Annotated in this window: 13 protein-coding genes; 6 read left to right on the top strand and 7 right to left on the bottom strand. The window is 66.6% G+C overall.

Going from position 1 to position 12,629, the window contains the following annotated elements:
• The first annotated feature begins 121 nt into the window (after positions 1-121).
• A complete protein-coding gene (locus ACMG4O_RS05135) occupies positions 122-1,390 on the top strand; it encodes a diguanylate cyclase domain-containing protein (RefSeq protein WP_414434544.1) in 1,269 nt (422 codons plus the stop codon).
• A 2-nt stretch (positions 1,391-1,392) separates the two neighbouring features.
• Here the strand turns inward: ACMG4O_RS05135 and ACMG4O_RS05130 are convergent, their stop codons facing one another.
• The 6 genes from ACMG4O_RS05130 to glyA all read right to left on the bottom strand — a co-directional run bounded on the left by ACMG4O_RS05130 (position 1,393) and on the right by glyA (position 6,160).
• On the bottom strand, positions 1,393-2,130 hold the full coding sequence (locus ACMG4O_RS05130; protein ID WP_414434543.1) for a TFIIB-type zinc ribbon-containing protein: 738 nt from the start codon (positions 2,128-2,130) through the stop codon (positions 1,393-1,395).
• A 20-nt stretch (positions 2,131-2,150) separates the two neighbouring features.
• The gene (locus ACMG4O_RS05125) at positions 2,151-2,735 is read right to left on the bottom strand and encodes a DJ-1/PfpI family protein (protein ID WP_414434542.1); all 585 of its coding nucleotides are present in this window, start codon (positions 2,733-2,735) and stop codon (positions 2,151-2,153) included.
• A gap of 13 nt (positions 2,736-2,748) precedes the next feature.
• Positions 2,749-3,933 carry a bifunctional diaminohydroxyphosphoribosylaminopyrimidine deaminase/5-amino-6-(5-phosphoribosylamino)uracil reductase RibD gene (ribD, locus tag ACMG4O_RS05120; RefSeq protein ID WP_414434541.1) on the bottom strand — a complete coding sequence of 395 codons (1,185 nt, stop codon included), beginning with the start codon at positions 3,931-3,933 and terminating at the stop codon, positions 2,749-2,751.
• A complete protein-coding gene (gene nrdR, locus ACMG4O_RS05115) occupies positions 3,930-4,424 on the bottom strand; it encodes a transcriptional regulator NrdR (protein ID WP_067608907.1) in 495 nt (164 codons plus the stop codon). Before nrdR ends, ribD begins: the two co-directional genes overlap by 4 nt.
• A 62-nt stretch (positions 4,425-4,486) precedes the next feature.
• A complete protein-coding gene (locus tag ACMG4O_RS05110; protein WP_194856415.1) occupies positions 4,487-4,843 on the bottom strand; it encodes a four helix bundle protein in 357 nt (118 codons plus the stop codon).
• 60 nt (positions 4,844-4,903) lie between these two features.
• Entirely contained in the window at positions 4,904-6,160 is a 1,257-nt protein-coding gene (glyA, locus tag ACMG4O_RS05105) for a serine hydroxymethyltransferase (RefSeq protein WP_414434540.1), read from the bottom strand.
• 220 nt (positions 6,161-6,380) lie between these two features.
• Here glyA and ACMG4O_RS05100 point away from each other — a divergent pair, with 220 nt between their 5' ends.
• On the top strand, positions 6,381-7,502 hold the full coding sequence (locus tag ACMG4O_RS05100) for a LuxR C-terminal-related transcriptional regulator (RefSeq protein ID WP_370203669.1): 1,122 nt from the start codon (positions 6,381-6,383) through the stop codon (positions 7,500-7,502).
• 15 nt (positions 7,503-7,517) lie between these two features.
• Here ACMG4O_RS05100 and ACMG4O_RS05095 read toward each other — a convergent pair whose 3' ends face one another.
• Positions 7,518-9,161 carry a methyl-accepting chemotaxis protein gene (locus tag ACMG4O_RS05095; RefSeq protein ID WP_414434539.1) on the bottom strand — a complete coding sequence of 548 codons (1,644 nt, stop codon included), beginning with the start codon at positions 9,159-9,161 and terminating at the stop codon, positions 7,518-7,520.
• 231 nt (positions 9,162-9,392) lie between these two features.
• On the opposite strand from ACMG4O_RS05095, the gene ettA reads away from it, so the two are divergent.
• Genes ettA through ACMG4O_RS05075 form a run of 4 tightly spaced genes read left to right on the top strand, consistent with a single transcriptional unit; the run spans position 9,393 to position 12,621 of the window.
• Positions 9,393-11,060, top strand: coding sequence for an energy-dependent translational throttle protein EttA (ettA, locus tag ACMG4O_RS05090; RefSeq protein WP_335628047.1), 1,668 nt, complete (start codon positions 9,393-9,395; stop codon positions 11,058-11,060).
• 20 nt (positions 11,061-11,080) lie between these two features.
• A complete protein-coding gene (locus tag ACMG4O_RS05085) occupies positions 11,081-11,698 on the top strand; it encodes an RNA polymerase sigma factor (protein WP_370203667.1) in 618 nt (205 codons plus the stop codon).
• On the top strand, positions 11,692-11,925 hold the full coding sequence (locus ACMG4O_RS05080) for an anti-sigma factor family protein (protein WP_370203666.1): 234 nt from the start codon (positions 11,692-11,694) through the stop codon (positions 11,923-11,925). The genes ACMG4O_RS05085 and ACMG4O_RS05080 overlap by 7 nt, the downstream gene beginning before the upstream one ends.
• 33 nt (positions 11,926-11,958) lie before the next feature.
• Positions 11,959-12,621, top strand: coding sequence for a DoxX family protein (locus ACMG4O_RS05075; protein WP_414434538.1), 663 nt, complete (start codon positions 11,959-11,961; stop codon positions 12,619-12,621).
• The last annotated feature ends 8 nt before the right edge of the window (positions 12,622-12,629 follow it).

The raw sequence follows: 12,629 nt of genomic DNA, 5'->3' as shown, positions 1-12,629 counted from the left end.
CGCTTGGTAAAGAGCCCAAAGCCACAGAGACGTGTCCCGAATAAGCTGAAACGAAGAAACAACGGTTTTGACGGGTGTTTTTGGTATTCTTGCCGCTCATTTTTTAGTCGCCCCGGAAACCATGCCTGAACACTCTGCTTCCACCTTCCTGGCCGGCGCCGGGACGGATACCTGGACGCTTTGGCTGAACATCATGGCCACCGGCGCGGCCGTGGCGTTGTTGCTGCTGCTGAGTGTGTTCACCCTGGCGCTGTATCTGTACCGCGACCGGGAGGCGCCGGCGGCGCTGCAGTTCGCCCTGGCCAACCTGTGCGCCACGGTGTACATCGCCGGCGATCTGACCTCGCGGATCGACGCCGTGACCGGCGACCTGGACGCGGTGATGACGCCCTACCGCGTGGCGCTGAGCGCGGTGGTGATGGGGCTGGCGGCGCTGATCTGCATGCACCGGGTGCTGCGCCGCCGGCACGAGCCGCGCTGGCGGCTGGCGGCGATTTACCTGGCCGGCGCTCTGCTGGCCAGCGTGCTGTGGGTGGATCATCCGGCGCTGATCATCGCCAGCAACCGGCCCACCATCGAGGGCAGCCAGGTGTTCGCGGATTACGGCGCCGCCGGCGCGCCCTTCTTCGTGCTGTGCATGGTGGCGTTCAGCTACACCAACTGGCGGATGGTGCGCCGCGCCCGGCGCACCGGTGGCACCCTGGCCTGGTGGCTGACGGTGATCGGCTTCGTGCTGGTGTTTCTCACCGGGGTGCACGACGCCCTGCGCGAGATGGGCGTGGAGCTGCTGCCGCTGAGCGCGCTGACGCCGGGGTTCGTGGCGTTCCAGGTGGCGGCGCTGGCGGCGATGGTGATTCATTACTCGCGCACGCTCAGCGAGCGCACCGAGACCGACCACCAGCTGCGGCACCTGGCGGACAAGGCCACCCGTGACCCGCTTTCAGGGCTGTTCAACCGCGCCTTTCTGGAAAGCCATCTGGACGGCCTCGGCCCCCACGCCCGGGGCGGCCTGCTGTTCATCGACCTGGATCATTTCAAGGTCGTTAACGACCGCTTCGGCCACACCCGGGGCGATGCCTTGCTGCGCGCCGTGGCGCAGCGCATCGACCACACCATGCGCGACGGCGACATCGCCTGCCGCTGGGGCGGCGACGAGTTCGTGGTGTTTCTGGCGGACGCCAACCCGGACGCGGCGGACTCCATCGCCCGGCGCCTGCTGGAGGCGTTCGAAAGCATCCCCGCCGGCGACAACGAGGACCTGCGCATCGGCGCCAGCATGGGGTTCGCGGAGCTCACCGACGACGACTGGCGGCGCACCCTGCGCCGCGCCGACCAGGCGCTGTACCAGGCCAAGGACCGCGGCCGCGGCGTGGTCGCCATCGCCTCCTGAGGTCAGCCGCGCTGTCGGCGCCAGCCCCGCCATAGCAGCCAGGCGCCCCACACCATGGCCAGCACCATGATCGCCCGGCCGCTGTTCAGCGTCAGCGCCGCCAGCGTCTTGTCCCAGGCCAGCAGCCCGGTCTCGCCGAGAATGAATTCCCAATCATGGAAGCCGTAGGGGGAGGACTTGCCGTAGTTGCCGCCCAGTAGCGGCAGCTCGCCGGCACGGGCGTCGGCCATGTAGGGCGCGATGTCGAGGAAGTTCTCGCCGAACCACCACAGGCAGACGCTGGCGCCGAAGGTGTCGTGGCGCCGCAGCAGGGCGATGCCGCAAATCACCGGCACCAGCAGTTGCCCCAGGGTGCCGCCCAGGGAACCGATGAACTGGCCGAAAAGGCCGAAGATCACGTGCCCGGCTTCGTGGAACGGCAGGTTCACGTTGTGCAGGAAGGCGGGCTGGTAACCGAGCTGGTGGAGGCTCTGTGTGATGTAGCTCCAGCCCCACACCACCAGACCCACCCAGAGCAGCGCGTACAGGGCCGGGTAACGGTAGAGGGTATCCGGTGGCACCAGCAGGCTCTGGAAAAACGCTTTCAGGCGCTCGGCGCCGTCCGGGCCCGGCGGCGTCTGATTTTCCCGCAGCTCGCGCTGGCGCTCCAGGTAGGCTTCGTACTTGTGAAAGACCAGCCCGCAGCCGCCGCAGGTGGTGTCCCCGGCGCCTCGCGGGTGCTCGCATTTGGGGCATTGCATGACGGCGACCTCCCCCGAAATCAGCTCGCCCGGTGAAAATCCATCTGCCGTGCCGTGGCGGCGGCCAGGGTACGGCTCTGTAACCGTTCCACGAGATGCAGGCTCATATCAATGCCCGCGGAAATACCGGCGGAGGTGACCACGTCGCCCTGATCCACCCAGCGCGGCCCGTCCTCCACCCTCAGCGCCGGGAAACGAGTGCGCAAGGCGTCGATGTCTTCCCAGTGGGTGGTCACCCGGCGGCCGTCCAGGACACCGGCGGCGGCGAGCAGGAAGGCGCCGTTGCAGACCGAGGCGGTGAGCCGCGCCGCCGCCGAGACTTCCGCGATCCAGCCCACCACGGCCGCCTCGTTCATGACCTCGTCCACCACACCGCCGGGCACCAGCAGAACGTCGATCGGGGGATGATCCGCGAAGCTGTAATCCGGCTGAATCACCACGCCCGCGCGGCTGGTGGCCGGCCGCCGCTCAGCGGCCACCGAGAACACCGAAAACGGCGCGCCCTCCGGGGCCAGCCGGTTGGCGGTGGTGAACACCTCGCAGGGGCCGGCGAAGTCGAGCAGTTCCACACCGGGGTACAGGTACACCCCCACGTTCAGGGTCATGGGCCGCCTCCGTTTACGGTCGGGTGAGCGTCAGGCGCAGGTCGTCGCCGACGCGGCGCAGGTCGCTCCATTGCAGGCGGATCTGCTGGTCCATGCGGTCGAACGGCAGATCCAGCAGGCCGCGGGCGTCGGCGCCCAGCAGCGTGGGGGCCAGGTAGACGATGAGCTCATCGAACAGGGCCTCGCGGACAAAGGCCCCGGCCAGGGTGGCGCCGCATTCCACCAGCACCTCGTTGCATTCGCGGCGGCTCAGCTCGGCGGTCAGGGCGTGCAGGTCGAGGCCGCGCCGTTCCGCGCGGGCGGCGGCGCCGGGCTCGGCGGGATCGCTGGCGGCGCGGGCGCGGGGCAGCGCCAGCAGCTCGGCGCCGGCGTGTTCCAGCGCCCGGCGGCGGTCGTCCGGGGCGGCGTCCGGGTCGTCGGCGTGGGCGATCAGACAGGCGCCGTCGGCGGTGACCACCGGGCTGTCCACCGGGGTGCGCAGGGCCGGGTCGAGGATCACCCGCAGCGGCGCGCGGACCGGGCCGTCGGCGTACTCGCCATGCCGCCATTGTTCGGGACGCACGGTGTAGGAAGGCCGGTCCGCCAGCACCGTGCCGATGCCGGTGACGATGGCGCTGCTGCGCGCGCGCAGGCGCTGCACGTCCTCGCGGGCCTCGGGGCCTGTGATCCACTGGGACTCACCGCTGGCCATGGCGGTGCGGCCGTCCAGGCTGGCGGCGGCCTTGATGCGGATCAGCGGCCGCCCCTGGCTCATGCGCAGCACGAAGCCCGGGTTCAGCGCGCGGGCGTCCGCTTCCTGAAGACCGGTGTCCACCTGGATGCCGGCGTCGCGGAGCCGCTGCAGGCCGCTGCCGGCCACCTGGGGGTTGGGGTCTTCCATGGCGGCGACCACGCGTGCCACGCCGGCCTCAATCAGGGCGTCCGCGCAGGGGCCGGTACGGCCGGTGTGGGAGCAGGGTTCCAGGGTGACGTAGGCGGTGGCGCCGCGGGCGTGCTCGCCGGCGGTGGCCAGCGCGTTGCGCTCCGCGTGGGGGTCGCCGGCCCGGGCGTGGAAGCCCTCGGCGATGATCAGGCTGTCATGGGCCAGCACGCAGCCGACGCGCGGGTTCGGGTCGGTGGTGTAGAGCGCACGCCGGGCCAGTTCCAGGGCCCGGGCCATGCACTCATGGTCGAAGTCGCTGAACCGCCCGGCGCTCATTGCTGCGGGGTATCGTCGTCTTGCGGTTCGCCGCCGCCGGCGCGGCCGCGCAGACGGTCCACCTCGGCGGCGAATTCGGAAATGTCCTGGAAGCTGCGGTAGACCGAGGCGAAGCGCACATAGGCCACGTCATCCAGCTGCTGCAGCGCCTCCATCACGAAGCCGCCCACCTGCCGGGCCGGCACCTCCCGCTCGCCGGTGGCGCGCAGACGGTGGCAGAGCCGGCTGATCGCCGCTTCCAGGTCCTCCACGCTCACCGGCCGCTTCTCCAGGGCGCGCAGCATGCCGGCGCGCAGCTTCTGCTCGTTGAACGGCTCGCGGGTGCCGTCGGACTTGATCACCCGGGGCATCACCAGCTCGGCGGTCTCGAAGGTGGTAAACCGCTCGTTACAGCTCAGGCATTCCCGGCGCCGGCGCACCTGCCCGCCGTCCGCAACCAGACGCGAGTCGATCACCTTGGTGTCCTGAGCAGCACAAAACGGACAAAACATGAGAGGACCAGTTAACAGTTAAGAATTAATAGTGAACAGTGAATAGCGAAAACACGGGGGCATTATCGCCGACTTTTGGTGGTTTTGATAATGGCGATCAATATTCTCAGGAGTTGCCGGCAGTCCGCCTGCAAAGACTTCCCGGAATCCGGATGGAAGTAACCCGAGGCGGACAACAAATCTATCCAGTAGTCCGTTTCATTGGCTTCTTTCAGGGCGACATGCATCTTGTGCACGAAATCCGCGCGGCTTTCCGCGTACTCGGCCTCACGCACCAGCGCTCCGATTGCGGTGCCGCTGCGCAGCAACTGCTTGCTTAAGACGTATTCCTGCTTCTCACTCTGCAGGTATTGGCAGCTTTTCACCACCCGCAACGCAAAAGCGCGGGATTTCTCCCGCGCTACGAACCTTCCCGTCATCCCTGACGCCTCGGTTTGGTTTCGCTATTAACTGTTCCCTGTTAACTATTAACTCATCACCTATCGCTCGTAAACGGGCAGCCGCTTACAGATCTCACCGACCTTGCCGCGCACCTCGTCGATCACGCTTTCGTCGCCCATGTTGTCGAGGATGTCGCAGATCCAGCCGGCCAGTTCGGTGGCGTCGGCTTCGTTGAAGCCGCGGCGGGTGATGGCCGGGGAGCCGATGCGCAGGCCGGAGGTGACGAACGGCGAGCGCGGGTCGTTGGGCACGGCGTTCTTGTTGACGGTGATGTGGGCGCGGCCGAGGGCGGCGTCCGCGTCCTTGCCGGTGATGTCCTGCTTGACCAGGCTGAGCAGGAACAGGTGGTTTTCGGTGCCGTTGGAGACCACGTCGAAGCCACGGTCGATGAACACCTTGGCCATCGCCTTGGCGTTCTTCACCACCTGCTGCTGGTAGGTCTTGAAGGCCGGGTCCATGGCTTCCTTGAAGCAGATCGCCTTGGCGGCGATGACGTGTTCCAGCGGGCCGCCCTGGCCGCCGGGGAAGACGGCGGAGTTGACCTTCTTCTGCAGGTCTTCGTTGGCCTTGCCCAGGATCAGGCCACCGCGCGGGCCGCCCAGGGTCTTGTGGGTGGTGGTGGTGGTGATGTCGGCGATGCCCACCGGGCTGGGGTAGACGCCGGCGGCGACCAGGCCGGCCACGTGGGCCATGTCCACCAGCAGAATGGCGCCCACTTCGTCGGCGATGTCACGGAAGCGCTGCCAATCGACGATCTGGGAGTAGGCGGAGAAGCCGGCCACGATCATCTTCGGCTTGTGCTCGCGGGCCAGCTTTTCCACCTGGTCGTAGTCGATCAGGCCGGTGTCGTTGTCCAGGCCGTACTGGATGGCGTTGTACATCTTGCCGGAGAAGTTCGGCTTGGCACCGTGGGTCAGGTGACCGCCGGCGTCCAGGCTCATGCCGAGCACGGTGTCGCCGGGCTTGAGCACCGCCATGTAGACCGCCGCGTTGGCCTGGGAGCCGGCGTGGGGCTGGACGTTGGCCCAGTCGGCGCCGAACAGCTGGCAGGCGCGTTCGATGGCCAGGTTCTCGACCACGTCCACGTTTTCGCAGCCGCCGTAGTAGCGCTTGCCCGGGTAGCCCTCGGCGTACTTGTTGGTGAGTACGGAGCCCTGGGCTTCCATGGCCCGGGGCGAGGCGTAGTTCTCGGAGGCGATCAGCTCGATGTGCTGCTCCTGGCGCTCGCGCTCGGCGTCGATGGCGGCCTGGATTTCCGGGTCGAACTCGGCGATGGACATGGATTTAGAGAACATGGGCTACCTGTGGGTCGGATTGCGGGATCAGGGGCGCGTATTCTAACCAAAAAGGGGCCCGGTTGGCACTTGAGTTGCACTCATTCCGGCAGGAGCCACGCTCACGGAGCAGGCGCCGCCCGCCGCCGGGCGGGCGTGATGCCATTCACATATTTGACGCCCTAAACGACTTTTGCTATTCCCTTAAGGAATAACGGGGTTTGGGTTCGCGGGGTACCTTTTGGCCGCCGAAGAAGGGTTGCTGTCGTTCATTGGGGACATTTACGAGGCGTCGTACCGGCCCGGCCACTGGGGCACGGTCCTCGACCGCCTCTGCCGGCTGCTGGGCGCCAAGTCCGGCGGCATCCACGTGGAAGATCACGCCTCGGGCAAACGGTATCTGCTGGCCAACCACGGGCTGCCCCGGTTCGCCGAAGCCACCTACCGGCTCGGCCTCTCCAGGCATGATCCGGTCTACCGTATCCAGGCCGCGCGCCCGGTGGCGGAAGCGGCCCTGGTGGTGAGGCACGACGAGCAGGTGGCGGAGAACCCGCTTTACTACCGTCTGATCATGAAGCCCAACGATCTGGGCTATGTCGCCGCCATCAGTCTGTTCAACGACAAGGAATGGCATGCCGGTATCGGTGTGCACCGGTCCTTCAAGGCCGAGCCGTTCGGCGACCGGGAGCTGCAGTTGCTGAACGTGCTGGCCCCGCACTTTCAGCGCGCGCTGCGCATCGACAAGGCGTTGCAGCAGGCGACACACCGGGCCGCCTCACTGCAGTCGGTGTTGTCCGAGTTGATGCATGGCGTGGTGGTGCTGAACGGGCAGGACCAGGTGACCTACCACAACGCCGCCGCTGAGCGCCTGCTGTCGCGGCACGCCGGGCTGCTGATGGATGGCGCCAGGCTTCGCACCTGGTATCCGCGGGACGCGGCGGAGTTGTGGGCTGCGGTGGCCGGCCTGCGGCAGGGCAAGGCCAGGCAGCAGGCGGTGGGCCTGAACCATCCGGACCGGCCGCACCCGCTGATCGTCCTGGCGACGCTGCGGGAGGACGCCCCCGAGTCCCTGTCCGGTGTCTACGGCGAGGGTGAGATCGTCCTGTACGTGTCCGACCCGGGCCACCCGTTCGATGCCTGCGAAGAGGACCTGGCCGCCTTGTTCCATTTCACCCGGGCGGAAAGCGGGGTCGCCAGCGCCCTGGTCAACGGGCTGTCGGTGGAACAGATCGCCGAACGGCATCAGGTCTCCAGGGAAACCGTGCGCAGCCAGTTAAAGAGCATTTTCGGCAAGCTGGGCGTCAGCAAGCAGCAGGACGTGGTGCGCCTGCTGCTCAACAGCGGTTTGAACCGGCGGCTCTGAAAAGGGGCACGCCGGTCAGGCGGCGCGGCCTTCCGGGTCGTACCGGTCGGCGGCGACGGCACGCAGCACCGGCACCCGCTCGCCGCCGTCGTCATCGGTCTGGCCGCTGAGGCGGAAGCTGGCGATCAGGGCCGCCAGCTGCTCGGCCTGGTGGCGCATCTCGTCGGCGGCGGAGCTGGTTTCTTCCACCATGGAGGCGTTGTGCTGGGTCATGGTGTCCAGCTCGGCGACGGCGGTGTTGACCTGGCCGATGCCCTGGCTCTGTTCCTGGGCGCCGGTGCTGATCTCGCTGATCACGCGGGTGACCTTGTCGATGCTGGCGACGATGTCTTCCATGGTGCGGCCGGCGTTCTTGACCAGGCCGGCGCCGGTCTGGGTGCTGGTCACGGAGCGGTCCACCAGCTCGCGGATTTCCCGGGAGGCGTCGCCGGAGCGGCCCGCCAGGGTGCGCACTTCCTGGGCCACCACGGCGAAGCCGCGGCCGTGCTCGCCGGCGCGGGCCGCTTCCACGGAGGCGTTCAGGGCCAGGATGTTGGTCTGGAAAGCGATGCCGTCGATCAGGGTGATGATTTCGTTGATCTTCTCCGAGGAGGCGCTGATCTCGCCCATGGTGGTTTCCACCTCGCGCATGGCGTCCTGGCCGCGCCGGGCCACCTGCACGGTGGACTGCACCAGTTCGTCGGCCTGACGGGCGGCGTCGGAGGTGTTGCGCACGGTGGTGGTGATCTGCTCCATGGAGGCGGAGGTCTGCTGCAGGTTGGCGGCGGACTGCTCGGTGCGCGAGGCCAGCTCCTGGCTGCCCTTGGCGATCTCGTCGGAGGCGGTGTTGACGCTCAGGGTGCTGGTGCGCACGGATTGCAGGGTGGTGTCGATGCGCTCGATAAAGCGGTTGAACTGCTCGGCCAGCTCGCCGATTTCGTCCTTGCGGTGGCTCTGGATGCGGGCGGTGAGGTCGCCGTCGCCGTCGGTGATCTCGCGGATCCGAGCGCTCACCTGGCGGATCGCCTTGGACATCAGGTGCGGGCCGATCAGGGCAATAGCGATCGCCACGAGACCCACCAGGACGGCAAAACCGATGACCAGGGTTTGCTGGCGGTTGATCTGCGCCAGGGTGGTGGCCTCCAGCTCCTGGACGCGCTCGTCCACGGACTGCCCGGTGGCGTCGTAGAAGCCGCGCAGTTGTTCGAAGCTCTCCCGGGACGCCCCGTCGATCTGCTCCATGGCGCCGCCGATGTCTTCGTCCTTGTACATTTGGATCGAACGCGCCGACTCTTCCCGCCAGCGCTCATACAGCCCGTTGAAGGTGTTAACGCTGTCGGACACATCGCCGTAGTTGGCCATCAGACCGGCCACCTGCTGGATGCGCTCCTGGGCCTGGGCCGCGTTTTCCTCATAGTTGGCGATCTGCGCCTCGGCTTCGGGTGTACCGGGAATACCTCGCAGGTAGGCCATTTCAGCCATGCGCGCCTGGTAGAGGTCGCGGTCCGCGTTGAGCACCAGAGAGATGGCTCTGTTGAGGGTCGAGGTGACCTCTTCCAGGCGATCCTTGACCGAGTTGACCAGCATGGCGTTGGCGGTCACGACCACCAGCAAGGCCAGGGCCACGCCGATGAAGGCGGCGCCGTATTTGATATTGATGCGGTTGAATTTAGCGAACACAGCACAACTCCTGCTCAGCGCGAACGGGCGACTCGGGCCCAAAAGTAAAATCATGTTCCGTGGCTGATATCGGCAAGGCGTGCGCGAACTTGAGCCCGGTCGGGCGCGGCACCGGCGGCCCGGGCCACAGGGCACCCTTTCATCCCGGGCCGGGTTCGGTTAGTTTAGGCGCCAACCCGCCCGTGCCCCGTCATACGGGCTTTTCTTACGTTTTCAGGCATATCTCTTTTTATGGCCCAATACATTTTCACCATGGATAAGGTGGGCAAGGTCGTCCCGCCTAAGAAACAGATCCTCAAGGACATCTCCCTGTCCTTCTTCCCGGGCGCCAAGATCGGCGTGCTGGGCCTCAACGGCTCCGGTAAATCCACGCTGCTGCGCATCATGGCCGGCATCGACAAGGACTACCTGGGCGAGGCGCGCCCGCAGCCGGGTATCAACATCGGTTACCTGCCCCAGGAACCGGAGCTGGACCCGGACAAGAACGTGCGCGAGATCGTCGAGGAGTCGCTCTCCGAGATCCGCGGCGCCCAGGAGCGCCTGGAAGAGGTGTACGCCGCCTACGCCGAGGAAGACGCGGACTTCGAGAAGCTGGCGGAGGAGCAGGCGAAGCTGGAAGGCATTATCGAAGCCACCGACGCGCACAATATCGAGCGCCGCCTGGATATCGCCGCCGACGCCCTGCGCCTGCCGCCCTGGGACGCCAACGTGGCCAACCTGTCCGGCGGTGAGCGCCGCCGCGTGGCGCTGTGCCGCCTGCTGATGAGCGCCCCGGACATGCTGCTGCTGGATGAGCCCACCAACCACCTGGACGCCGAGTCGGTGGCCTGGCTGGAGCGCTTCCTGCACGAGTTCTCCGGCACCGTGGTGGCGGTGACCCACGACCGCTACTTCCTGGACAACTCCTGCGAGTGGATCCTGGAACTGGACCGGGGCCACGGCATCCCGTGGAAGGGCAACTACTCCTCCTGGCTGGAACAGAAGGAACAGCGCCTGGAGCAGGAAGAGAAGAAGGAAAGCGCCCACCGCAAGACGGTGGAGAAAGAGCTGGAATGGGTGCGCCAGAACCCCAAGGGCCGCCGCGCCAAGAACAAGGCCCGGGTGAGCGCCTTCGAGGAACTGGCCAGCCAGGACTTCCAGAAGCGCAACGAGACCCAGGAACTGTACATTCCGCCAGGCGAGCGCCTCGGCGAGAAGGTGTTCGAGATCAACGGTGTCTCCAAACAGTTCGACGGCAAGCTGCTCTATGAAGACCTGAGCTTCTCGGTGCCGCGCGGCGCCATTGTCGGCATCATCGGCCCCAACGGCGCGGGTAAGACCACCCTGTTCCGCATGTTCGCCGGCGAGGAAACGCCGGACTCCGGCGACATCGAGGTGGGCGACACCGTGGACCTGGCCTACGTGGACCAGAGCCGCGAAGACCTGGACGCCAACAAGACCGTCTGGGAAGAAGTGTCCGACGGCAACGACATTCTGCGCATCGGCAACTACGAGGTGCCCAGCCGCGCCTACCTGGGCCGCTTCAACTTCAAGGGCGGCGACCAGCAGAAGCGGGTCGGCGACCTGTCCGGGGGGGAGCGCAACCGCCTGCACCTGGCCAAGCTGCTTAAGCAGGGCGCCAACGTGCTGCTGCTCGATGAGCCCACCAACGACCTGGACGTGGAAACCCTGCGGGCGCTGGAAGAAGCGCTGCTGACGTTCCCCGGCTGCGCCATCGTGATTTCCCACGACCGCTGGTTCCTGGACCGGGTGGCCACGCACATCCTGGCGTTCGAAGGCGACGCCCAGGTGGAGTGGTTCGAGGGCTCCTACACCGAGTTCGAGGAATACCGCCGCAAGCAGCTCGGTGACGAGGCCTTGCAACCCAAGCGCATGAAGTACAAGCGCATCGAGGTCTAACCCAGAGCGGCGGAAAGCCCATGGCGAATGCGGATTTGGAAACCCCCGAGTTCATCGAACGCCTGCGGGCGGGTGACCGGGCCGCGTTCGCCCTGGTGGTCAAGCACTACCACCCGCGCCTGCTGGGCGCCGCGCGCACCCTGCTGCAACCGGCGGACGCGGAAGAGGCGGTCCAGGACGGCTGGATCGCCGCCCACCGGGCCCTGCCCAAATTCGAGGGCCGCAGTGCCCTGCTCACCTGGCTGACCCGCATCGTGATCAATCAGGCACGCATGCAGCTGCGCAAGGGCGGCCGTGAAGTTCAGTTCGACCCCACCGAAGAAGGCGCCACCGACGCCCTGGCGCATCGTTTCAACGCCAACGGCCACTGGCAGGAGCCGCCCCGGGCCTGGGCCCTGAGCGGCCCGGACGCGCTTCTCACCCGCGACGAGCTGCAACACTGCCTGGAAAGCCACATCACGGCGATGCCGGACAACCAGCGCCTGGCGCTGCAGCTGCGCGACATCCAGGGCCTGGATTTCGACGACATCTGTAACATCATGGACGTCAGTGCATCCAACGTTCGCGTACTGTTGCACCGGGCCCGCGCCCGACTGTTCGAAATGGTGGACCGCTTCCAGGAGACCGGCGAATGCTGAAATGCAAGCACGTTGAACAACGCGCCGACGCCCTGGTAGACGGCGAACGATTGCCGTTTGGCGAGCGTCTGGCGTTACGGGCCCACCTGATGGTTTGCCGCCACTGCCGACGCTACCTGCGTCAGTTGCAGGCTCTGGTGCGGACACTGCGCAGGTCGCCGGCCCCGCTTTCGGACACACACACCGAGGCGCTGGTCGAGCGGATCGTGGACCGCCAATCAGAGTGATCGCCGCCCCTGGGCGCGACACGGGGGAACATCATGTCCGTACTCATCAACAGCGGCGAAAAGGTCCAGGCACTGCTTGATCACAGCCGCCATCTGGACTTTCTGGCACCGCTGGCATTGCGTCTTTATCTGGCGCCGGTGTTCTTCAGCGCGGGACTCAATAAAGCCTTGGCGTTCGATTCCACCGTCGCCTGGTTCGGTAACGCCGACTGGGGCCTGGGCCTGCCGTTCCCCTGGTTGCTGGCGTTGCTGGCCACGGTCACCGAACTGGTGGGCGGTGTTTTTCTATTGATCGGGTTCGCCACCCGCTGGGTCAGCGTGCCGCTGATGATCACCATGCTGGTGGCGATCTTCACCGTACATTGGGGCAACGGCTGGTTCGCGATCGCACCCTCCGACCCGGCCACCAGCACCGCGCGGCCACTGGCGGAACTGGGCCTGCCGGCGGCTCAGGCCAGCCTGGAAAACAGCGCCCAGGTCGGCGAGCGTCTCAGCAAAGCCAGAGCGCTACTGCGCGAGCATGGCCAGTACGACTGGCTCACCGCCAAAGGCGGTTACGTGGTGCTCAACAACGGCATTGAGTTTGGTGTGACCTACCTGGTCATGCTGCTGGTGCTGTTCTTCCAGGGTGCAGGGCGCTACGTGAGCGTCGACCACTGGATCGCGCGGGCGGTGCCAAAGAAGACCGGCGTTTAGCGAACGAC

This window comes from Alloalcanivorax venustensis, assembly GCF_047495515.1.
Classification (GTDB): Bacteria; Pseudomonadota; Gammaproteobacteria; order Pseudomonadales; family Alcanivoracaceae; genus Alloalcanivorax; species Alloalcanivorax venustensis.
Note: the sequence above shows the minus strand (reverse complement) of the source record. Positions and strands in the feature narration are given on the sequence as shown.